Source organism: Paenibacillus sp. 8b26 (assembly GCF_050626875.1).
Taxonomy (GTDB): Bacteria; Bacillota; Bacilli; order Paenibacillales; family Paenibacillaceae; genus Paenibacillus.
The window spans coordinates 537,675-559,942 of the sequence record NZ_CP192445.1; the positions used below are offsets into that span (position 1 = coordinate 537,675).

The window sequence follows — 22,268 nt, forward strand, 5'->3', positions numbered from 1 at the left end:
CATCTTTAATGTACAAAAAGTCCCGCCACCCGCCGGAATCGTCCGTAGGCATCCTCCCACGCTTGCGACTCGGCAGGTTCATACACCTCTACGGAAATAGAATCCGCGATGACCCGGCGTGCTTCCCATATATCGGCGAACTTTCCCTGTGCCATCCATTGTACCGCAAGATTGCCGATTGCGCTTGCTTCTGCGGGTCCGGCCCACACGGGTTTTTGAATCGAGTTGGCCGTCCATTGGCACAACAACCGATTTTGAATCCCCCCGCCGACCATATGCAGCCCGTTAAATCGTTGTCCTGACACGCGCTCCGTAAGCTCCAGAACGTAACGGTATTTCAAGGCCAGACTTTCCAAAATACAGCGCGTAACCTCACCCGGTGTCTCCGGCAAAGGCTGCCCGGTATTGCGGCAATATTGGCGTATGCGTGTTCTCATATCCCCGGCATGCAGAAACAGCTCATCGTCCGGGTCGATCCAAGAAGCGAACGCCGGAGCTTGCTCCGCCATGTGTACCAGCTCAGGAAAGGAATAAGAGGTTCCTTGACGCTCCCACTCTCTGCGTGCCTCCTGTAAAATCCACAAGCCCATAATATTTTTAAGCAGCCTGTAGGTTCGGCCTACCCCGCCTTCGTTCGTAAAATTAAATCTCAGCGTATCATCGTTGATTACCGGCTGCGGGGTTTCCGTTCCCATCAGGGACCACGTTCCGCAGCTTAAATATGCAAATGATCGCTCCAGCGCAGGCACCGCCGCCACCGCCGATCCCGTATCATGCTCCGCGACCGCAATGACAGGAATCGCCCCGATGCCCAGATCAGTCATGACCGAGGAACGGATCGTACCTGCGGCACTTCCCGGCTCCAGTACCTTTCCAAACCAGGAACGGGGAATGCTGATACCGGACAAAAGCTCATCATCCCAGTCCTGCTGCAACGGATTATATAACTGCGTGCTGGTCACATTGGAAAACTCATTAACCATTTCACCCGTCAGAAAATACCGCAGCAGATCGGGAATCATCAAGAAATGCTCTGCCTGCTCCAGCAACGGCGATCTCGTCTTTCGCATAGCAGCCAACTGATACATCGTATTAAATGTCAAAAACTGAATCCCTGTGCGCTGAAAAATAAACTCCTTGCCCAACTGACCCTGTACTTCCTCCATCACCCCGTGAGTATGCCAATCCCGATAATGATATGGGTTACCCAGCAATTCTCCAGTTTCCCCAACCAGTCCAAAATCGACCGCCCAGGAATCAATCGCCAGACTGGACGGGCTCACTCCCATGTGCTTGGCTTTGAGCAGTCCTTGCTGAACCTCGTGATACAGACGCAAAATATCCCAGTGCAGACGTTCCCCGACCTTGACCGGATCATTCGAAAATCGATGGATTTCCTCCACCTCTATACGTGAATCCGTCAATCGTCCGAGCAGAACTCTGCCGCTGCTTGCCCCCAAATCATATGCGAGGATGCTCACCAGCTAGCACCACCCTTGCCTCTTTGCAAAATCTGCGTGCCATAATCAGACGCTAAATAGGCTTTCATCGGATCAGCGGGTAGCCCTTGCTCCTCACGTATTGCCTTGAGCAATGGTGCAACGTCGAACTCAAACGCCTTGCGTACAGCATCCTCCGCACCCAGCACATCCTGACGATTCGCTGCTTCTTCCACCTCTGCATGATTGATCAGCAACGCCTTCGCATATTGAGTCTGCACATTCAGCACCGAGCGAATCATCGCCGGAATTTTTTGCTCAATATTGTGCGACTGGTCTATCAAATAAGCAATTTTGTCCACCGTATGCCGAATATCTGCGTCCACATCCTGAGCCGCATTTAAAATTTGATAAAAAATCAAGAACAGCTCATATGGATTCGCGGAGCCTACGATCAGATCATCATCTGCATACTTGTAGCTATTAAAATGAAAACCGCCCAATCGCTTCTCATCTATTAAAAATGCCACAATATGCTCCACGTTTGCTCCCGGCAGATGATGCCCTGTATCCACAAGCACCTGTGCCTGCGGTCCCAGCTTGGTCGCGTAATTGTACGCCATGCCCCAGTCGGCAATATCCGTATGATAAAAGGCTGGCTCGAACGCCTTGTATTCAATTAGCATGCGCATATCAGGCGTAAGCGCCTTATACATTTCGCTGAGTGCTTCCAGCATCCAATTTTTCCGCTTGCGGATGTCTCCCTGACCCGGATAATTTGTTCCGTCTGCAAACCACAGGCTAAAATCGTTGGAACCTGTTTCCTTCGCAATGTCCACACATTCCAGCAAGTGGTTTGTTGCCTTGCGGCGGATTGCCGGGTCTACATTGGTGACGCTGCCGAGCATGTAATCTTCATCCTGAAACAGATTCGGATTAACCGCCCCAAGCCGCAGTCCGAGGCTTTCGGCATGACTGCGGAGCTTGCCGTAATTATCCACCTTATCCCACGGGATATGAATGGCGACCGATGGACACAATCCCGTTACTGCATGAACCTGTGCGGCATCCTCCAGCTTTTCGAACGGATCACGCGGCACGCCTGTTTTTTGAAAAACTTTAAACCGTGTACCTGAGTCGCCATACCCCCATGATGGGGTTTCTATGCTAAGCGCTTTCAGTTTTGTTTTTACTTGCTCCAGGTCAATGCCCCTTTGTTGCTGCTGTTCCTCGAATAAGGCGTACGCTTTATCGCTCATCGTGGTTCCTCCTTGGAAAAAGAAGTGAGTTATGGAGGTGGGGAGTCGCTTCGCGAATGGATCATTCTTCCGATCGCTGTTGCAACGGGATTTTTTCATTTTATAACACATGATAAGGTTAAAATCCCGTTGCAAAGGCGAACGCTACGCTTCTTCAGAACGCTTCCATCCGCTCCGCTGCCAACCGCCATAAAGTCACTTCTCTTTTTAAATGTTAGTGTGTATATATTACCTCTCTTGACTTCCTAGCGTGTAAAGGCAGCGGGTACGCCGCCGTCGATGGTGAGCATACAGCCTGTCGTTTTCTCCGCCTTGGATGAGGCGAAAAAGGCAATCCCCTCGGCGATATCCTGCGGGTAAATGTTTACCAGTAGCGTCGTCCGCTTGCGATAGTGTTCTTCCAGTTGGTCTGGCTCGATACCGTAGGCGGCGGCGCGTTCGTTGCGCCAGTTGGAGTTCCAGATGGCGGAGCCTTGCAGAATCGCGTCCGGCAAAATCGTATTCACCCGAATGCCGTATTCGCCGCCTTCTGCGGCAATACAACGGGCGAGATGCGCTTCCAGTGCCTTGACCGAGCTGTAGGCCGTTACATTTTTACCTGCATAGACGGAGTTTTTCGAGCCGACGAACACCATGCTGCCGCCAAGTGTCTGCTCCTTCATCAGCTTGAACGCTTCCCGTGCTACCAGAAAATAACCTGTGCCTAACACATTCACATTTAGATTCCATTCCTTTAATGATGTTTCGTCGAATGGACTGGAGGTGGCCAAACCTGCATTGTTGACGATGACATCAACACCGCCATAGATCAGAGCAGTTTCTGCATAGGCAGCCTGGATCTGATCCTCCTGTGTCACATCCATTTTGACTGCAATAGCGCGGCCTTCTCCGTAGTGGTCATTCAGCTCGGAGGCCACCTTTTGCGCACCTTCCAGATTCAGGTCGGCCAGCACGACATGTGCTCCTTCATCCACCAAGCGGCGTGCCGTTGCACTGCCGATTCCGCCTGCACCGCCTGTAATGAGCGCGATTTTGCGCGAAAATTCCGCTTCTGCCGGAGCGAGTGACAGCTTATACAACTCCAAGGGCCAGTATTCCACGTTATACGATTCGTTTTCACTGAGCGAAACAAACTGTCCTAACGCCGTCGCACCCCGCATCACCGCGATAGCACGATGATACAAAGCGCCACTCACCTGTGCGTTGCTCCAGCTTTTGCCTGTGTTAATCATGCCGATGCCCGGGATTAAAATCACACGTGGTGCGGCCTCAAACATAACGTCTCCTTCATGCCGATTGCGTTCAAAATAAGCTTGGTATTGCTCCTTATAAGCTGTGATACCCTCTACGAGCTTTATTTTTAAACCCTCGACATCCTCCACGTCCGGTGTCCAGTCTACAAAAAACGGCACCACCTTGGTATGAACCAGATGATCCGGGCACGCTGCCCCGACCTGTGACAATACAGCAGAATCCTGACCATTTACAAACTCCAGCACGTCCTCTGCATCATCAAAGGTAAGGATCATCTTCTTCTCATCACTGACCGCTCCCCGAACGGATGGCATGACGCTAGACGCAATACTGCGGCGTTCCTCAGGAGTAAGCGCTTTATATTTTACGCCTCCAAACGACTGTTTTTCCTCTTGACGAGCTTTAATATAGCTTTCTGCTTCTTGAATGATTTCAATGGTTTTCGCATAGGCTGCCTCGGAAGTTTCTCCCCATGTAACCAGACCGTGCTTTTCCATCAATACCAATTCTGCTTGCGGATGATCGAGTACACCTTGAGCAATCATCTTGGACAGCTTAAAACCGGGACGAATATAAGGTACCCATACAAAACGGTCACCGAAAATCTCTTTCGCAATGTCCTTGCCGTTATGCGCACAGCACAAGCTGATAATGGCATCCGGGTGGGTATGATCCACATGTCTAAAAGGTAAAAAAGCGTGCAATAGTGTCTCAATCGAAGCACGCGGATGCTTGGCATCTATCATACAATTCGCCAGATACGCGACCATATCCTCGTCAGACATATCTTCTCTTTCGAACAAGGGACGGATATCCTCCATACGAAGCCCTGTAAAGTTATGCGCTTTCATCGTAGCAAGATCGGAACCGCTGCCCTTGACGTACATTACTTCTACTTCACGTCCGCGAAAATCCTGTATCGTCGTTTTGGCCGAAGTATTGCCGCCTCCCCAGTTACACACGCTCCTGTCTGTGCCGATCAGGTTAGAACGATATACGAGCTGTTCCAGCGTGTTTTTTTGCTCAGATGCTTGTGAAGAATTCCACAGACTTTGTACCATAGGAAAAAGACCTCCAAGTTCAGTTTTAGTTTTGAACTGCTTTATTACAGTGGTTATTCTTAGTTTATGGAGACTATAACACTTTTGTTTTCATTTGAAAATAAGAAATACAAAAATAATCAAAAATAAATTTTAATTTTGAATAACCTGTAAAACGGATACATTGATCTGTAAAACGATAATTGCCATGCGGAAAAGAAAGCGCTTTAATAAATGTGAGTTTGGAAGGCAATCCGGAGCCGCCTCATTCAACTTGCAACAAGCACAGCCTCTTCAAGGAAGCTGGACTACTGATTTTAGCCTCTAATCATGTCATATCGGCGTCATAGAGGTCTACGGAGGGATGAGTATGGTTACAAAGGCAGGCATTTGGAAACAGCGTCTCGGTTACGGAGTTGCCGATTTTGCGTGTAACTTGATTTGGCAAATGATCACGCTCTATTTAATGTTTTTCTATACAGATGTCATGGGGCTACAGGTACTTGCGGTCAGTGCGTTGCTGTTAGTTACACGCGTTGTGGATGGTGTGGCGGATGCCATAATGGGGATTATTATCGACAAAACCCGTACACGCTGGGGAAAATCACGGCCTTATTTTCTGTTTGGAGCTATTCCGTTCGGCATCTTGGGTATCCTTACCTTTTACGTGCCGGATATCGGCCCTGTTGGTAAACTGATTTACGCGTATTTCACCTATATGGGCCTATCGCTGGCTTATACCATGGTCAATATTCCGATGGCTTCCATTTTACCGAGTCTGACTAGTGATGGACAGGAACGCACAGTGCTCGCAACCACCCGCATTATCTTTTCTTTCATTGGAGCGACGGCAGTTAGTGTCTTGACAATGCCGCTTGTACGTATGTTGGGTAACGGCTCGCAGGCACAAGGGTTCTTTTGGACGATGGTCATTTTCTCGGTTGTGGGTATGATGTTGTTTTTTGTAACCTTCAAAAATGTAGAAGAAAAAGTAAAGCTCCGGCAGGAAAAAGTGACGGTTGCCCAAACCTTTTCGGCGCTTAAAGGGAATACGCCCTGGTACATCTTCGCAGCCAACATTATCTTTATGTTCGGAGGCATGTTTTTTCATCAAGGCAGTCTGATTTATTATTTCACGTATTATGTGAACCGCCCGGATCTGATCGGTCTGGTCGCAGGAATGGGTTCCCTTATTCCGATCATCGGTACCTTTGTCACCCCAATGCTTGCCCGGCGTATGTACAAACGTAATTTGTTCCAGATTGCAAGCGCTGTTACTGTTACAGGTATGCTGATCATGCTTATTTCCGGCACCAACATCTTCGGTTTAATCGTCGGTGCTGTCATTTCTGCCCTAGGGAACGGCGTTCGGACAGCAATTTACTTCTCCATGCAAGCCGACCCGGTTGATTACGGGGAATGGAAATCCGGCATTAGCGCAGCGGGCTTTATTTCTTCACTGAATGGTTTTATCGGAAAGGTAGCTATGGCTCTGGCAGGTGCTGTTTCCGGTGTATTTTTAACGTGGGGGAATTATGCTCCCAATCAAGCACAAAGCGCTTCCGGCCTGTTCGCCATTCAACTGAATTATCTCATCATTCCGCTGATTTTAACGGTCATTTCGATGATTATTATGTACTTTTATCGTCTGGATCACATTTTCCCGCAAATCCGTAACGACATTCAGGAACGAAATCGAGCGCAGGATGCGTCTGAAGGCGAGAACACTTCGAATGTTCATGGAAATAAAGATATCCTTCCTCAATCGGTTTAATTATCCTAAAGGAGGCATTCACATGTCAGAAACATCTTCTATTCAGCAAGCTGACAAAATAAAAATTGCACGTATTGAAGCTTTTATTAACCAGGCAGTTCAAGCACAACCGCATTTGAATACGTCCACTGTCGATCCACAGCAAATAGTCGAGATTGTCCATGATGCAGACGCGATGCATGGCTGGAAAACACATCCGGTGCAATCCGTTTCCACGCTGTCGCAGCAGCATTACGGCAAAGGAGATGAATTCGTTCTCGACTTTGGCACGCATCAGGTGGGATATCTTTCCTTCTCTGTTCGTCCAGTCGGCAGTCCGCCGGATGCGCCACTTCATCTCAAGCTGACCTTTGGTGAAATGCCCGTCGAAGTCGCAGAGCCCTTTTCCAACTATACAGGCTGGATTAGCAGCTCATGGCTACAGGAGGAAACGCTATATATTGACGTGCTGCCTGGTGTCATCGAGTTACCGCGTCGTTACAGTTTCCGTTATGTCAAATTTGAAATTAAAGATACGTCCATGAAATATCGTGTAGCCTTCGATGACATACAGATTCAGGCTGTAACCTCGGCAGATGCTTCATATCTTGTCCCGTTGGAACATGCTGATCCACTCCTGCGGAATATTGATCAAGTCAGCATCCGTACCCTGCAAAACTGTATGCAGGAAGTGTTCGAGGATGGCCCCAAGCGGGATCGACGACTGTGGCTGGGCGATTTGCGACTTCAGGCGTTAGCGAATTATGAAACTTTTGGCAATAACGAGCTTGTTAAACGCTGCCTCTACTTGTTCGCAGGAGTACCGGATGACCGCGGCCAAGTCGCAGCGAATCTGTTCATTACGCCATCGCTCATACCGGATGATACGTATTTGTTCGACTATTCTTTGTTGTTCACCGTCAGTTTGTACGATTACTTTGAGGCCACTCGGGATAGCAGTACTTTGCAGGAGCTGTGGGCGACAGCCTATCGACAAGTGGAACTGGCTTTGGAGCGTCTGAATGAACAGCACCTCCCGCCGCATACCGACGAATGGTGGTCTTTTATCGACTGGCATGAGCAGTTGGATAAGCAAGCCCCTTCTCAAGCCATACTTATTTACACGTTAAAACGGATCATTCGATTGGCTAAACGGGTTGATCCTGACAAGCTTCCGTTCCTGAACCAGCGGTTGGAGGACGTTACGACCGCAACACTGGCCCAACTATGGGATGAAAAGCAAGGCTTCTTCGTCAGCGGTCCCAACCGCCAAATTTCGTGGGCCGGACAAATCTGGATGGCTTTGGCTGAGGTGCTGGATGCAGAGCAAAACGCAGCTCTCATGCAACGCTTGCTATCCGAGCAACCGGATATCGGCCTGACGACACCGTATATGCATCACTATTTGGTCGAAGCTTTGCTGATCACAGGTGACCGGGACGGAGCCGTAAAACATCTCAAGTCCTACTGGGGAGGTATGCTACGGGATGGAGCGGACACGTTCTGGGAATTGTACGATCCCCATAATAAAGCCTTTTCTCCCTACGGCAGTTATCTGATCAACAGCTACTGTCACGCGTGGAGCTGCACCCCAACCTATTTGATTCGTAAGTATAAGCTTTAAAATGCAATAAGACCGTGCCAGAATCGGGTTGTGAGAACCTTTTTCGGCACGGCCTTACTATTTGATTAACTACTCGTCTGTTCGCATCACTTGGGCAAGCAGCTCATACGACCGCAGGCGCGCTTGATGATCATATATATGAGAAGTTGTAATCAGCTCATTGGCTCTCGTCTGATTCATTATAAAATCAAGCTTTTGCTTGACCGTATCAGGGCTACCGATTGCAGAATACCCCAGCATATTGCCGCGAACCGCCTCCCTCTCCTGCTCACTCCACAGCTTCTCCATGTCATCAACTGGTGGCTTTAGTTTCCCGCTCTGCCCGCGTATCACATTGAGGAATTGCTGTTCTTGTGAAGTGAAAAGCCACTGTGCTTCCTCGTCAGAATCTGCAACAACCACATTGACGCCAACCATCACATACGGCTTATCCAGTGCCTTCGATGGACGGAAATTGCGATGGTACAGTTCCAGAGCCTGTAGTAAATGAGCCGGGGCAAAGTGACTGGCAAACGCGAACGGCAACCCAAGCTGACCTGCCAACTGTGCGCTGAATCCGCTTGATCCTAGCAGCCAGATCGGTATATCCAGCCCTTCTCCCGGGACCGCCCGTACACCCGGAACTCCCCCTTTTAGCGCTGGATTGAAATAGGAACGCAGCTCATTTAATTGCTCCGGGAAATCTTCACCAGTACTGTGCAGCCCTCGCCGTAGCGCCCTCATGGCAGGCTGATCTGTGCCTGGAGCCCTACCTAGTCCCAGATCAATCCGTCCCGGATACAGTGACTCTAACGTTCCGAACTGCTCTGCAATCATGAGCGGAGCATGATTAGCCAGCATGATGCCGCCTGAGCCTACCCGAATCTTGTTGGTATGCGCAGCTACGTGCCCGATAACCAATGAAGTAGCCGCGCTGGCCACCGCCTGCATGTTATGATGCTCCGCCAGCCAGTACCGATGATATCCCCATTGCTCGGCATGCTGGGCAAGAGCAACGGTATCACGGAAGGAATCGGCAGGAGTGCCGCCTTCAATGACAGGTGCAAGGTCTAGTATAGATAGTGCAACGTTCCGAATAGTCATTTTTCAATGAACCTCCCTGTATTTGTATCGCTGGTGAAATGCTATACCACTGATGAAGTAAACGCCTGTCCCATTTCCTTCACCATCACATATAATCAGTAAAATAGCTGCACTGTCAGAGTATCGTTTTACGATTCCCCTCACCGCTTTAATTATTTGATATATCAATTGATATGTCAAATATAATAATGTGTCCCGTTATGAATTGCAAATGAATTAAATTTTTATTTTTTTTGAGAAATAGTTTACTTTTACGAAAAGCTCCTCTATCATTCACTTATATGGATAATCATTATCCATATTAGCCGGATTACAGATTTTGAATGTATAGAGGTGATGCTAATGCATATGAAAACAGGCGTCGAACAATCTGTCTACGCCCTCCTGCTACTCGCAATGCTGCCAGACAAAGCGGTTTTGCCAGGAGAGGCCATCAGCCAACAATTAGGTGCTTCGCCCACTTATTTTCATAAGCTGTTACGAAAATTGGTCAGCTCTGATTTGATTACTTCTGTTCCTGGGGTCAAAGGTGGATTTAAATTAAAGAAAAAACCTGAGGATATTCGGGTATTTGATATTTATCTTGCGATCGAAGGACAACAGACACTCTATTCTTCCAGCGGTATTTACAACGATATGCTTGAATTAAAGGAAGAAGATCAGTGCTGTCTGTTGACAGATTTGATGGAAGAGGCGGAAACGTCCTGGAAGGCAGTTCTGAAAAGGGAAACCATCGCATCATTATCCGCTGACTTTTATAAAGCGGGTTATGATGCCAAAATTACTTCTTTGGAAAACTGGATTCAGGAAAAAATGGTTCTGTAAAGAATTTGAAATCACAGAAAGGATCATGAACATGAACGATTATTTAGTAAAAGCTCTTGCCTACAACAACCAGGTCCGGGCTTACGCCGTCAGAACAACGGAGACGGTAAGTGAAGCACAACGGCGTCATCATACCTGGCCAACAGCATCGGCTGCATTGGGACGCTCCATGACGGTTGGCGTTATGCTCGGGGCCATGCTTAAAGATGAGGACAAACTGACGATCAGGATTAACGGTGGCGGCCCTATCGGCACTATTCTTGTCGATACCAATGCCAAAGGGGAAGTTAGAGGTTATGTAAAAAATCCGCAAACCCATTTCGACCTTAATCATATAGGGAAATTAGATGTCGCCAGAGCAGTTGGAACAGATGGAGCGCTGATTGTATCCAAGGATATCGGATTAAAGCAGCCTTTTGTCGGACAAGTCCCTCTTATATCAGGTGAGCTGGGTGAGGACTTCACCTCATATCTGGTCCAATCCGAACAAATTCCTTCTTCTGTTGGAGCCGGGGTGATTGTCAATCCTGACAACTCCATTCAGGCGGCTGGCGGATTTATTATTCAGCTAATGCCGGGTACGCAGGAAGAGGTAATCAGTTTTATTGAGAGACGCCTTGAGGCCATTCCGAGTATTTCCTCTATGGTCATGCAAGGACTGACGCCGGAGCAGATACTTGGACAGATTTTGGGAGAAGACAATATTAAAGTATTGGAAACCATGCCTGTGCAATTCCATTGCCCCTGCTCTGAGGAACGAGTTTCTAATGCCATTATCAGCTTAGGTAGTGAGGAAATCGCAGATATGATCCATACCGATGGACAGGCCGAAGCACATTGCCATTTTTGCAACGAGCATTACCATCTGACCAAAAAAGATCTCGAAGGCATGCTAGAAACGGCTACTTCATAATTGCAGCAAGTCTATCCTGCAACATCGGTGCCTTGCTTCGCAGTGCTGGTACTAACCAAGGAAGAGACTAATCCTTACTAAGCAAAATCTCCTAATAAGAGCTGTTCCCAAGGTAGTTTTAGCTACTAAGGGACAGCTCTTTTCCTTTTATTCGAGCCTTGTTGTCAATCTCAAACCTCATTCACCCGCCCCTGACACTCACGATATTGACTGGGCGTATAGCCTGAGTATTCCTTAAATTTCCGATAAAAAAAGCCCAGGCTTTCGTATCCCACCTCGTACGCTATTTCGCTGATGCTGTGGTTCGTATGGCGAAGTAGCGTCTCCGCGTGCAGCATCCGTTGGGTTTGGACAAGCTCCCGAAAGGTTTTGCCTGTCTGCTCTTTAAGCAAATTCCCCAGATAATTAGCGTTAAAACTAAATGCCGCCCCCAATTGGGGTAGCGTGCAATCCCGATAATGCTGCTCAATGTATTGCAAAATATCAATAATGCTCGCTTTACCCGGCTTATGATCCAGCTCAAAATTCATATCCAGCTGATACACCCGCATCAGTTCGGTAAGCAGCAAAGGCACATAATGGCTTAGCATCTGCTGAGCATAATCCTGGGGGGATAGAAATTCACACAGCATATTTTTAAAAATATACTGTACATTCTCATGCTGCTGGGAATGAAATAAAATATAACGGTTGTGTCGTCTGTCCCGGGATACCGCGTTAGCCAGAAAATCAGCCACAATCCCCGTATTACTGAACCGTCCAAAAAAAGTGGTTGAGAACGCTTCCATTTTCATAATTAAATTAACCAAAATATCATTTTCCCCAAGCGCGTAAATGCTGTGCGGAACATTCATATCCAAAATACATATCTGCCCCTGCTCCAGCCTAATTTCCCTGCCGTCAATAACCTGTCTGCATTCCCCGGAATACATATAATTCATTTCAATAAAATCATGATTGTGTAAGGGCATGTCCGCAAAACGATGGTGCTTGCTCATATAAATGGAACCGCTGTCAAAAAAATATTTGCCCTGCATTCGAAGAATCTCATGTCCTATTTCGCTTTCGGTAATATGAAACCCTAGGGGTTCTAAATCGTTCACATTTTTTCCGGTGCGAATCTGTATTTCCTCTACAGCATCCAGGCTTCTGAGAAATTCATCCAATTGCTGGTGGTTCATCGTTTTCCCTCCTGCTCTCTCCCAGATGTCATGCGATGAGATTGACAATAAACAAAAAAAGTCCCCCTGCGTCAATGCGTTGCATGTAAAAAAATACTCCTAAAAAGGAGCTTGTGCGGATTGTACGTACTCAGGATCAGGGTATCCAAATAGATCTGACGGGTAAAAAAGCAGGACGCGGCGCCAAGGATGGAAAAATCTTTATCCACACTATACCGGACACCTGACGCGCGTGCAATGTCTACTTTTCCAGCCGGGCATTCAAAAGATGATCGTATCCGAATTGCTTGCGCGTAAGCTCCTCCTTGCGCTGTTTTTCCAAAGCTTTTTCCCCCAATTCCCATGCTTCCTCCGGCTTCACTACAACTACGCCATCGTCATCACCCAAAATGAGATCACCCGGATGTACGCTGACCCCAAACAGGCTAATCGGCGTATTCACCTCTCCCTCCAGTTCCAGTGTACGTGTAGTCAAGGCACTAACCCCTCTGGAAAAGACGGGAAATTGCAGCTGGTTCAAGACACCAACATCTGTGACACAACCGGAAACAATCACACCAGCCAGTTGTTTTTTCATCGCTACATAGGCTCTAAATTCTCCCCAACAGGCTCTGGCGTCGTCACCGGACATATCGACAACCAGCACATCACCCGCTTGTGCCAATTCCAGTGCATGACGAACAGCGGTGGAATCCAGATGGGGAAGCCTCACGGTCACTGCATTCCCCAGCAAACGAATGGGACGAAACAACGGCAGCGCCCCCTGCATACATCCAAAATCCGTGAAATGCCCAAGGGTAGAAGCACTAACATGCTGATAAAGCTCCAGCAGCTCCTTCGTTACACCCTGTACCCGTGGTTGAATCCGAAACATACAAACCAGCCCCTTTCGTGATCTAACCAAAACTCACACTATACATCTAGGAATCAAAGCAGGCGGAATGGCGCTTAGGCAAAATTTTCAGCTCACTATAGCCCAAGCATCGTAGCTCATACTTAGCTCGTACAATGTATCTTCGGACAGGTAGGGCAATAGCTGCCCTTTTCCTTCATCTGATAAAAATAGCAGCAGGTTTTGCGAACACGTACAGCTTTCACAGCCGCAGTGGGCGCAGCGGTTACCGATGTGGTCACAGGTATGGCCGCTCTCTCTGTACGGGGAGAGCCAAAATACCGGGCCAGTGGATTTTGCCGTTCACCAAACAAGTGAGCCGGAGCTTCACAGGTCAAATATTTAAAATCCCCTTCCGTTCGCAACCGATCCCCGCTTTTTAGCTCCTGCCGGATACGGTTTTCATATAGCGCATAAACATAGATGGCGGTGTTTTCCCATAATATCGTCCTTGGAATGGAAGCAACAGCGGACAGAGATCGCCACATCGGGGCCAAATGCTCTGCAAATACATGCCGGATGATATGATCACGCCAAGCATGACGCTGCTCCAGACCGATGTCTCCCCCATCCTCCCCCTTCTTTCCGCTGTCATATTCCGTAACCAGCAGTCTGTTCAAATGCAACTTTGGAAGCCAGGTATCCTTGACAAAAGCAGATTGAATCACACAATCGGCAATCTCGACTTCCAGCATCTTGTTATACACCGACATGGCATACAGAGCCGGGGACACGATCAAAAAACCGTACCGCTTCGCCAAAACAGAGGCCGTTACCTTGCGTGAAGAAAAATCATGTAGCCCTGCCAGCCGATCCAGATACATGGCGCATTGAGTTGCATCCAGCAATTCGCTGGCAGGTAGATCATACCGTCCGGATGGAGCCTGTTCACCACTGCTGTCTATTCGCAATTTTTCCGTCAGATACGACCATTCCGCAGGTTCAAACGAAGACCCTTTGGCGTACGGCATCCATTTTCCTCCCCTTTCCATGAGGAATAAACATCGGTGTTCCGTACAAAGGATCAGGAATGACTTGGCAGCGCAGTTGGAATACCTTCTCCACCGTCTCTGCGGTCATGATTTCTTCCGGTTTTCCCTGCGCGTAAATGCGCTTATCGTATACCGCAACCATATGGTGCGCATAGCGACAAGCCAGATTCAGATCATGCAGCACCATAACAATGGTCCTCCCTTCTCGTTCATTCAGATCAAACAGCAGGTCCAAAATCTCAATTTGATGCGTCATGTCCAAATAGGTCGTCGGCTCATCCAGTAAGATCATATCCGTCCCCTGCGCCAAAGTCATGGAAATCCATGCGCGCTGGCGCTGCCCGCCAGATAAGGAATCTACTGGACGATCCGCAAAATCCTCCAATTGTGTCGCTTGCAGCGCGTTGTGTACCTGTGCTTCATCTTCTGCCGACCACTGCTTCAGCCAGCTCTGATGTGGATATCTACCCTGCTTGACCAACTGATACACGGTCAGTCCTTCCGGCGCTGAGGGTCCCTGCGGCAAAATGGATAGCCTTTTGGCAATCTGCTTGGAGGGTAACTGGGCAATAGCCTGACCATCCAGCAGCACCGCTCCCGCCGCAGGCTTCAATAGCCGCGCCATGGCACGCAAAATCGTCGATTTTCCACACCCATTGCTGCCTACTAGCACCGTTATCTTTCCCTCCGGAATTTGCAGGTCCAGCTCTTGAATAACCGGATCTGTCCCGTAGTTAATCATCAGGTCCTTCACCTCTAAACCCATGCAGCTTCCCTCCCCTTTTATAAATTGCGAACTTAAGATCTTGTATATTCCATTAAAAAAGAAAAACACCCATAAGTGTTCAAAAAAATTCCAGCTTGGCTTTAATGCCGATTTCGACGCTGGAGCAGCAAATACAGGAAAAATGGTGCGCCCACCCCTGCTGTAAAAATGCCTGCGGGAATATCAATCGGATAAAAAGCCGTTCGGGCCAGCAAGTCGGCGAGATACACCAGCAATCCTCCTACCAGCGCCGACACCAGCGTCAGGCTACCCATAGAGCGGCCTACCCATCTGCGCGCAATATGCGGCGCGATTAAACCCACAAAACCAATCGCTCCCGCAACTGCTACGGCAGTTCCAGCAAGAATCACACTGAGCAGCAGCAACATCACACGATGCCGCTGCACCTCCACTCCCAAGCCGGTAGCCACATCATCTCCCAGCTCCTGTGTGTTGAGGCTGCGTGAAAAATAGAGAACCAGAGGTGTGCAAATCACAACAGCAATCAGCATCGTATATACGTTATTCCACGATGCTCCATACACGCTGCCCGTCAGCCAAATATAAGCCTTGCCGGCTGTAAAGGACGAGCTCATGACCAGCATCAGCGTCGTAATCGAACTCATAGCAGAAGCCAAACCAATCCCCACCAGCACCAGTCGGATTGGTGTCACACCATCCTTCCAGGCCAATATATACACAAGCAGCGATACGACCAGCGCTCCAGCGACAGCCGCCACAGGCAGCCATTGAATGCTCATAACAGCTCCCCCATAAGCAATGAACGTAACTGCCGCTACGGATGCTCCCCCTGTAATCCCGAGGATATCCGGGGATGCCAACGGATTGCGGATAATGCCCTGAAGCACCGCTCCCGCGATGCCCAGAGCCGCACCAACCAGCACTCCTGTAAGCGCTCGTGGAAACCGCAGCCTATACAAAATAAAATCATAATCGCCTGAGCCACGCCCCCATATCGCTCGAAGCACTTCCCAAGGGTGCACATACGTATCTCCCCAGCCTACACTCATCACGCCCATGATCAGTAGCGCCAAGGCCAGTCCACACATCATCCATAGTGCTTTCTTTTCCAGCTGGATATGAAACCTGCCGCTCCTGCTGCGCAGCGTCACATAACGCTTCGCATTTATGCCGTCTCTGCCAGTCCCATGCTTCAAATTCACACGCTTCATTTCCACGCCACCCCTTTACGGGCAATGTAGACGAAAAAGGGAACCCCGATCAAAGCTGTAATGACGCCAATCGGAATTTCCTGCGGCGAAATCAGCACTCTGGCTGCGGTATCCGCTGACACCAATAGCAAAGCACCCAGTACCGCCGAAAAAGGGGTAATCCAGCGGTAATCCGCACCAACCAAAGCACGCGCCACATGCGGAATGATCAGGCCGACGAAGCCAATTGCCCCCGCAATAGCAACAGAGCATCCAGCCAGCACCACAATAATCAGGCCCATCGCGCATTTTACCCATAAGATATTTTGCCCCAAGCCCTTCGCTACATCTTCCCCGGTCACGAGCAGATTTACCGCTCTACCCATAAACATCGCCGAGATCCCAGCCACTAGCATAAAAGGAAATAAAGGCTGTAGCATCTCCAGCGAACGTCCGCTGACAGAGCCTGCCATCCAGAACAACACATTTTGCATCCCCGTTTCATTCATCACCAAAATAATCTGGATCATCGACATAAACAAAGCGTGAATGGCAGAGCCGGATAATACAATCTTGACTGGCGTCAAACCATCCCTGCCTAATGATCCGATGACGTACACCAGAACAGCCGCTAGTCCTGCGCCGATCAAGGCAAAACCCATCAGAGACATCATGGACTCGACCGAAAACGCGACCGCTACGATAGAGACGAAGAACAAAGCACCCGCATTGATACCGAACGTACTGGGCGAAGCCAACGGGTTGCGAGTAAGTGCCTGCATGAAGGCTCCTGCCATCGCCAAGCTCGCGCCTACAACAGCAGCAATGACCGTGCGCGGCAAACGTTCGGTATGTATCAGCACATGCTCTACATTTTGAGCATCATAATGAAATAAGGAAGAAATCATAAAATTTGGATTAATTAGCGTTCTACCCATCAGTAGGCCAAGAGATAAAGCTCCTGTCAACAAAATCAGGCATACACCAAGTCCAGTCCATTTTCTTAAATTTGTCGTTAGCATCGTTGCATAGCCTCACTCTTCCAACAGCCTGGTACAACATAAAAGAAGGATGAGAGATATAACCCCTCACCCCTCTGCTATATTTCCGTTGTTCTTATTGTCATGTAGGTTTATGATTTCAGATCATACATTTTATAAAGATCATCCAGCATCCGATTCGCGCTCAGATAACCTCCAGCCAAATTCCAGTTCACTTCGTCGACCTTAAAAATGCTATTTTTCTTGTATGCATCAAGGTTTTTCCATAGAGGATGACGGGTCCAGGCTTCAACATTTTTTTCAATCGCTGCCTGATCCTTACCGGAGTTAAATACGAACAATGTATCTGCATTCATATCGGGTATGCTTTCCTTGCTGTTGACTTTAACTCCCCACTGATCCCCTTCTTGTGCAGGAGGGCGGGTAAAGCCCAACTCTTTCAGAATTTTCCCGGCATAGCCCATATAATAAATACGTGCATGGTCCGCGCGGAAATTAACAATGGAGGCCTTAATCGGCAGACGGTCACCCATTTTCGTCCTGAAATCCGCTACACGCCGATCCCAATCCGCCAGCAATTGTGTTCCTTTGTCCTCCTGATTCAACACTTGTCCGATCAGTTTTACGGTTTCCTTCCACTCATATACTTCGTTGACGGCCACGGTAGGGGCAATTTCCGATAATTGCTGGTACGTCGCCTCGTTACGGAATCGGGTTGCAATGATGACATCCGGTTTCAGGTTATAAATCTCCTCCAAGCTCGGCTGTGTTTCCAACCCGACCGTGGGAATCCCTGCGAGATCCTTTTTTAAATAGTCATACACGGGCTCCGTTCCATGGGACTCCACAATCCCCACAGGCTTTATACCATAGGCGATCATAACATCGTTGGCTCCGTTATACAGCGTTACGACCCGCTTGGGTGTCCCCTTAATCTCGGTTTTACCCAACACATGCTCAATGGTACGCACCGAATCGGTTGAAGCCGCTCCCTGTGGTTCCGTCGTTCCTTTATCCGTTCCAGTCGCTCCACCGGAATCCGCACTCTTGCCCGCGTCTCCAGTGCCACAGCCTGATAAAAGCAGCAATACAACTATGAGCGCAATCCATATACTCCCCTTGCCTGATGCTTGCATTTCTCTACTCCCCCTATTTAGATCGCCAATAATGATATTGATTCTCATTATTAATTATAGGGAGGGGGGCCATGATGAACATGGACGTTAGCGTCCTTTATTTGGACGAATCAGACAATAACAACGTGACTGTTTTGTCCAATAACAGGTCGTGAGACAATGAAGTATAGCATGTATACAGATGTCGGCTATCGCACATATGATGTACTGCTCCGCTTTGCACCGCCTTCAGTTTCTGCCATTCAGGAGAGCGCCACAGTGCCAGACATTCTTGCTGAATCGTTTGTTCTTCACAGGCATTTCCATAATGGCGGAAACATGTCAGTATGATGCGATCCGCATCATATTCAGCTAGATCGTCCACCGTCACCTCACGGTAATGGGCAATAGCCTCCACTCCCGCAGGCATAGCCAGCTTTAGATCCCCGTACAGCACTGTTCCCACATTCCGCTGTCCATACACACACATTTTCTGGTTCCCCACTCCGACGATTAGCACAGTCTCCCCGCCGAGCTTTTGCCTGAGCTTTCGAGAAATTGTCGCAGCCTTCGTTTCATATCGCTCCAGCCATTCCACCGCTTCCGTATCCTTGCCGACTATCCGGGCAATCGACTGAAAATGAGTGCGCCAGTTTTGAAAAAAAGGCACGGTGACGGTGGGCGCAATCTGCTCGTACATTTTTTCTTTTTTCGACTTCTCAAAATCCCTAAATTCACAGGTTAAAATCAGATCCGGTCGGGCTGACATCAGCCTCTCCAAATCGGGCTGTACCTCACCCACCGAAATGGTATTGCGGAAGCCTTCGGTGACAGGATAAGCCTTGTTGATGACCGCCGCGTACGGCTCAATACCCAATGCAACCAAATGTCCGGTTAACAGATGCTTGAGCGAAGCGATTTTATCGGAATACCGGATTGTATTCAAATAAGCTGAGGGAGAGCGTCCGGTCGCGGCTTTAAACTTGCGGCTAAAATAGAACTCATCGCTAAATCCGGCACCGTGAGCAATAGAACGAAAGGAATCACGAGTGAGCACCAATGCCTGCTTCGCATGATTGATACGAATGTCCGTCAAATATTCCATCGGGCTTTTGCCGATCAATTTTTTGAACATACGCGAATAATAATCAGGGCTCATTCCTGCCAGCTCTGCCAGCTTGTCCCGCGTAACATCAGAAGCATAGTGCTGCTCCATATAATGGAGGGTCAGCGTCACCGCCTGCTGCACATCGGGCTTCTGATCACGGCTGGTATGCTGAAACAAGGACAACAGCATTTCCTGAAATACAATGTTGGCCTTCATTTGGTCCCACACGCTATTACAATGATGCTTCTTCTTGATCTCCTCGACCATATCCATCACAAAACGAAAGTGGGAAATGATCCATTCATGTGGTCCAAGCGCTGGTGCGGGTATGTAACGGTCCGGCTCCCCGGACGGCTGTAATGCAAGAAAACGAATAATATAATAATCCGCCGGAGCGCCGGACAGCATATGGAGCTTCAAGACTGCGCCGGGAGCGAGCATAAAGCCCTTTTGACGGTAAAGAGGGTACGTCATTCCATCAATCGCTATATCCCCTTCGCCTTCATTGAACAATAATAAGGTATGAAAAGACGTTTCTTGCCGGGAGGAAGAGCGACCAGAGCACACATGCTGAATATCTTGCAGTTTATAAAGAAATGAAGTAAAGGATTGATCCTGCGTATTCATGGCTCCAAGCCTTTCTATATATCGATAATTATTCTCGATTCTATGAGAACTCTTTTCATTATATATAGACTGGGTCGGATTTTGCAAAATGGAATTGCGCTCAAGCTTATAAATGATGAAACGGGTTCTGTATACGGCTTTGACCAGATGGCATGCTGCCGGGTACGCCGGACTGCCCCAGCAAAGGTTTAACCAGCAGCTTGAGCGGCCAGTCCGACTTTTCAAATAAAATATGCTCGATTTCCTGACGAACGGCAGCCTTGAAAGGCACGTGCTGAATCGCTTCTTCCAATTGATGCCTTAGTACAGACCACAGGGATGGCTCGTCTATGTTATAAACACCGGAAAGAGTATCTATGATGGCGTACAGGTTGACTTGAATACCAAGGGTTTGCAGGTAGAACAACAATTTCTTCGGTGTTTCATTATATAGGCTGTTGGAATAGCCGGGCCGGATTTGGTATTCAGGATCGGCAATCCCCTGCTCTGTCAGCCAGGGCAGATGCAGACGCACCGAGTCATGGTCACGCAGCAAAATGTGCTCGATCTTGCCATTTTTCCAAACCAGCACACAGTTTTGCCCATGGATTTCAGGCATGAGCCCGATCCGATACAAGCGCAGCATGATTTCAAAAAATGTCGAGCACACTTCACCGAACAGTTGTTTTACCGATTCTGCCGTGTCCGGAAGTCCACGCTCAGCGGCCCATTCCCGGAAAAAATGATGCTGGCTTGCGGCCAACGCAGACATGGGGATAAGGCGAACGGCCGGATCATGGATCAATTCATGCGGATAAATACGCGCCATCGCAGCCAGGTGCCGGGGTGGATCATCATACAGGCTGCCATTTTCCGACATATAGGTCCACCAGGAGCCTTCATCGCATAAAAATAAGCGTTCCTGAAGCTGCGGGTCACGTGTCTTGGCTTGCTTCAACATGGCTTGTCCGCGATCCCCGTTAATCAGCTTTACCGCAGGGAGATAGCGGGATGCCCCCAATGAAAACACGCCCAACGGCAGCTTGACATAATTCTGCCCGCCATCCTTGGGAGACAGGGAGCGCACAGACGAGGTTGCCTGGAAAGCTCCGGCCTTCACTTCCAGTGGAATCCATACTTTGTCCACCTGCTCGACGTGCAAATGCCGGGGTAGCATATACGTGAGCTGCCACGGGTGAACGGGGATTGCAATATAATCCGCTGCTAATCCGCGTTCCTGCATCTCCTGCTCTACTAGCTGACGCTCGGAGATGGACAGAAGAAGATCGTCCGGCTGCTGTCCATCGTATGGGCGCTGTGTGTCCGATTCGACTGTCGCTGCTACTGTTTCTGTTTCTGTGTCCGCAAAATGAGGCCCTTGTGCGATTCCCACTCCAGTCATCACCGCTTCCTTTCGGAGCGCTACCCAGCTCAGTGTAATGTCTTGCCTAAATTCAGCGATATATTGGCGATAGTCCTCCTCGTTCAAGCCTGTTTTGGCCTTGGATGCGGGGTGAAACGGACGATCACGCAGCGAAGAATATCGTTCCAGTTGTTGAAAAGCCTCCGAGGGCGATTTCTCCAGTATATTTTCATCCGTCAATCCGCTATCCAGCGACCATGTGGTCTGTTCAATCGTTTGCTCCAGTAGCTGGATAAACCTTCCTACTCCCTCCTGTTGGCGGTATTCTTCATCCAGACATCCCTCAATCACACGCTGCATCAGCGTTACGGGGTGAAGAAATTCTGTACCAAAACCACCATCCTCTGACAGACGCCGAATTTCATACACGCCACCTGCTCGCAGATAACGATAGGGTTGAACCACCGCAGCTTGTACAGGAAAAACGAGACTGTGCTCCTGCTCCCGATCCACCCACCAGCGGTAAAGGCTGACCGAACGACCGTTGGGAGGTGCTTCTCCCTTTGGATTCGCAATAGCTTCAGGATCGGCAAAAGCAAATAGCTCGCCTAATTCGGGATGGACAGCAGTATAGTAGCTTTGCCATTGCGGAATAGACAACAGTTCAACATCGGCATGCTCCCAAAATCCTTCCGCCAGCAATGTATTGATGAGATCCTGCATGACATGGTTCTCAGCCTGCTTTTTCTTCTGCAAAAGCGTTGTTTCTTCGGATGAAAGCACCGGGGTCGTGCTTGTTGTGTACTTCATATGGATTCATTCCTCCTTAATGTTAGTGTTGCTTTGACTGATTTCGACCCTGATCATAGGCTTTATTTTAAA

Annotated in this window: 17 protein-coding genes and 1 pseudogene; 5 read left to right on the forward strand and 13 right to left on the reverse strand. The window is 48.8% G+C overall.

Annotated features, from left to right (window positions below):
- Positions 1–5: 5 nt before the first annotated feature.
- From rhaB to ACQ4MX_RS02120, 3 genes are all read right to left on the reverse strand, one after another.
- Positions 6–1,481 (reverse strand): rhamnulokinase, encoded by a 1,476-nt coding sequence (gene rhaB, locus ACQ4MX_RS02110; protein ID WP_431089071.1) that lies wholly within the window; start codon positions 1,479–1,481, stop codon positions 6–8.
- Positions 1,478–2,698, reverse strand: coding sequence for an L-rhamnose isomerase (gene rhaI, locus ACQ4MX_RS02115; protein WP_431089072.1), 1,221 nt, complete (start codon positions 2,696–2,698; stop codon positions 1,478–1,480). Before rhaI ends, rhaB begins: the two co-directional genes overlap by 4 nt.
- Positions 2,699–2,943: 245 nt before the next feature.
- A complete protein-coding gene (locus tag ACQ4MX_RS02120; protein WP_431089073.1) occupies positions 2,944–5,013 on the reverse strand; it encodes a bifunctional aldolase/short-chain dehydrogenase in 2,070 nt (689 codons plus the stop codon).
- Positions 5,014–5,362: 349 nt separating this feature from the next.
- Between ACQ4MX_RS02120 and ACQ4MX_RS02125 the strand changes: the two genes are divergently transcribed.
- Together ACQ4MX_RS02125 and ACQ4MX_RS02130 are read left to right on the forward strand one after the other, a co-directional pair.
- Positions 5,363–6,766 (forward strand): glycoside-pentoside-hexuronide (GPH):cation symporter, encoded by a 1,404-nt coding sequence (locus tag ACQ4MX_RS02125; protein ID WP_431089074.1) that lies wholly within the window; start codon positions 5,363–5,365, stop codon positions 6,764–6,766.
- Between the two features lie 22 nt (positions 6,767–6,788).
- A complete protein-coding gene (locus tag ACQ4MX_RS02130) occupies positions 6,789–8,369 on the forward strand; it encodes a sugar hydrolase (RefSeq protein ID WP_431089075.1) in 1,581 nt (526 codons plus the stop codon).
- Between the two features lie 69 nt (positions 8,370–8,438).
- Here ACQ4MX_RS02130 and ACQ4MX_RS02135 read toward each other — a convergent pair whose 3' ends face one another.
- Entirely contained in the window at positions 8,439–9,452 is a 1,014-nt protein-coding gene (locus ACQ4MX_RS02135; protein ID WP_044647141.1) for an LLM class flavin-dependent oxidoreductase, read from the reverse strand.
- 342 nt (positions 9,453–9,794) lie between these two features.
- Between ACQ4MX_RS02135 and ACQ4MX_RS02140 the strand changes: the two genes are divergently transcribed.
- Positions 9,795–10,277, forward strand: coding sequence for an Rrf2 family transcriptional regulator (locus tag ACQ4MX_RS02140; RefSeq protein ID WP_431089076.1), 483 nt, complete (start codon positions 9,795–9,797; stop codon positions 10,275–10,277).
- Between the two features lie 31 nt (positions 10,278–10,308).
- Positions 10,309–11,190, forward strand: a complete 882-nt coding sequence (gene hslO, locus ACQ4MX_RS02145) for an Hsp33 family molecular chaperone HslO (RefSeq protein ID WP_431089077.1) — start codon at positions 10,309–10,311, stop codon at positions 11,188–11,190.
- Between the two features lie 170 nt (positions 11,191–11,360).
- Here hslO and ACQ4MX_RS02150 read toward each other — a convergent pair whose 3' ends face one another.
- A complete protein-coding gene (locus tag ACQ4MX_RS02150) occupies positions 11,361–12,371 on the reverse strand; it encodes an AraC family transcriptional regulator (protein WP_431089078.1) in 1,011 nt (336 codons plus the stop codon).
- 66 nt (positions 12,372–12,437) lie between these two features.
- On the opposite strand from ACQ4MX_RS02150, the pseudogene ACQ4MX_RS02155 reads away from it, so the two are divergent.
- A pseudogene (locus tag ACQ4MX_RS02155) lies at positions 12,438–12,556 on the forward strand (YlxR family protein); the annotation flags it as partial.
- A 56-nt stretch (positions 12,557–12,612) separates the two neighbouring features.
- Here ACQ4MX_RS02155 and ACQ4MX_RS02160 read toward each other — a convergent pair.
- The 8 genes from ACQ4MX_RS02160 to ACQ4MX_RS02195 form a co-directional block, all read right to left on the reverse strand.
- Positions 12,613–13,245, reverse strand: a complete 633-nt coding sequence (locus tag ACQ4MX_RS02160) for an RraA family protein (RefSeq protein WP_431089079.1) — start codon at positions 13,243–13,245, stop codon at positions 12,613–12,615.
- Between the two features lie 122 nt (positions 13,246–13,367).
- A complete protein-coding gene (locus ACQ4MX_RS02165; protein WP_431089080.1) occupies positions 13,368–14,234 on the reverse strand; it encodes an IucA/IucC family C-terminal-domain containing protein in 867 nt (288 codons plus the stop codon).
- Entirely contained in the window at positions 14,206–15,021 is an 816-nt protein-coding gene (locus ACQ4MX_RS02170; RefSeq protein WP_431089081.1) for an ABC transporter ATP-binding protein, read from the reverse strand. Before ACQ4MX_RS02170 ends, ACQ4MX_RS02165 begins: the two co-directional genes overlap by 29 nt.
- A gap of 101 nt (positions 15,022–15,122) precedes the next feature.
- Positions 15,123–16,214: a FecCD family ABC transporter permease gene (locus ACQ4MX_RS02175; protein ID WP_431089082.1), complete on the reverse strand. Its 1,092-nt coding sequence runs from the start codon at positions 16,212–16,214 to the stop codon at positions 15,123–15,125.
- Positions 16,211–17,215 (reverse strand): FecCD family ABC transporter permease, encoded by a 1,005-nt coding sequence (locus tag ACQ4MX_RS02180; RefSeq protein ID WP_431089084.1) that lies wholly within the window; start codon positions 17,213–17,215, stop codon positions 16,211–16,213. Before ACQ4MX_RS02180 ends, ACQ4MX_RS02175 begins: the two co-directional genes overlap by 4 nt.
- 110 nt (positions 17,216–17,325) lie before the next feature.
- A complete protein-coding gene (locus ACQ4MX_RS02185) occupies positions 17,326–18,330 on the reverse strand; it encodes an ABC transporter substrate-binding protein (protein ID WP_431089085.1) in 1,005 nt (334 codons plus the stop codon).
- Between the two features lie 97 nt (positions 18,331–18,427).
- Positions 18,428–20,044 (reverse strand): helix-turn-helix domain-containing protein, encoded by a 1,617-nt coding sequence (locus ACQ4MX_RS02190; RefSeq protein ID WP_431089086.1) that lies wholly within the window; start codon positions 20,042–20,044, stop codon positions 18,428–18,430.
- 106 nt (positions 20,045–20,150) lie between these two features.
- The gene (locus ACQ4MX_RS02195; protein WP_431089088.1) at positions 20,151–22,196 is read right to left on the reverse strand and encodes an IucA/IucC family protein; all 2,046 of its coding nucleotides are present in this window, start codon (positions 22,194–22,196) and stop codon (positions 20,151–20,153) included.
- Positions 22,197–22,268 lie beyond the last annotated feature (72 nt).

What these genes read in the sequence shown, in the direction of transcription:
- rhaI (WP_431089072.1), bottom strand. Translation starts at nt 2,698, where the DNA reads ATGAGCGATAAAGCGTACGCCTTATTCGAGGAACAGCAGCAACAAAGG.
- ACQ4MX_RS02120 (WP_431089073.1), bottom strand. Translation starts at nt 5,013, where the DNA reads ATGGTACAAAGTCTGTGGAATTCTTCACAAGCATCTGAGCAAAAAAAC.
- ACQ4MX_RS02125 (WP_431089074.1), top strand. Translation starts at nt 5,363, where the DNA reads ATGGTTACAAAGGCAGGCATTTGGAAACAGCGTCTCGGTTACGGAGTT.
- ACQ4MX_RS02130 (WP_431089075.1), top strand. Translation starts at nt 6,789, where the DNA reads ATGTCAGAAACATCTTCTATTCAGCAAGCTGACAAAATAAAAATTGCA.
- ACQ4MX_RS02135 (WP_044647141.1), bottom strand. Translation starts at nt 9,452, where the DNA reads ATGACTATTCGGAACGTTGCACTATCTATACTAGACCTTGCACCTGTC.
- ACQ4MX_RS02140 (WP_431089076.1), top strand. Translation starts at nt 9,795, where the DNA reads ATGCATATGAAAACAGGCGTCGAACAATCTGTCTACGCCCTCCTGCTA.
- hslO (WP_431089077.1), top strand. Translation starts at nt 10,309, where the DNA reads ATGAACGATTATTTAGTAAAAGCTCTTGCCTACAACAACCAGGTCCGG.
- ACQ4MX_RS02150 (WP_431089078.1), bottom strand. Translation starts at nt 12,371, where the DNA reads ATGAACCACCAGCAATTGGATGAATTTCTCAGAAGCCTGGATGCTGTA.
- ACQ4MX_RS02160 (WP_431089079.1), bottom strand. Translation starts at nt 13,245, where the DNA reads ATGTTTCGGATTCAACCACGGGTACAGGGTGTAACGAAGGAGCTGCTG.
- ACQ4MX_RS02165 (WP_431089080.1), bottom strand. Translation starts at nt 14,234, where the DNA reads ATGCCGTACGCCAAAGGGTCTTCGTTTGAACCTGCGGAATGGTCGTAT.
- ACQ4MX_RS02170 (WP_431089081.1), bottom strand. Translation starts at nt 15,021, where the DNA reads ATGGGTTTAGAGGTGAAGGACCTGATGATTAACTACGGGACAGATCCG.
- ACQ4MX_RS02175 (WP_431089082.1), bottom strand. Translation starts at nt 16,214, where the DNA reads ATGAAGCGTGTGAATTTGAAGCATGGGACTGGCAGAGACGGCATAAAT.
- ACQ4MX_RS02180 (WP_431089084.1), bottom strand. Translation starts at nt 17,215, where the DNA reads ATGCTAACGACAAATTTAAGAAAATGGACTGGACTTGGTGTATGCCTG.
- ACQ4MX_RS02185 (WP_431089085.1), bottom strand. Translation starts at nt 18,330, where the DNA reads ATGCAAGCATCAGGCAAGGGGAGTATATGGATTGCGCTCATAGTTGTA.
- ACQ4MX_RS02190 (WP_431089086.1), bottom strand. Translation starts at nt 20,044, where the DNA reads ATGAATACGCAGGATCAATCCTTTACTTCATTTCTTTATAAACTGCAA.
- ACQ4MX_RS02195 (WP_431089088.1), bottom strand. Translation starts at nt 22,196, where the DNA reads ATGAAGTACACAACAAGCACGACCCCGGTGCTTTCATCCGAAGAAACA.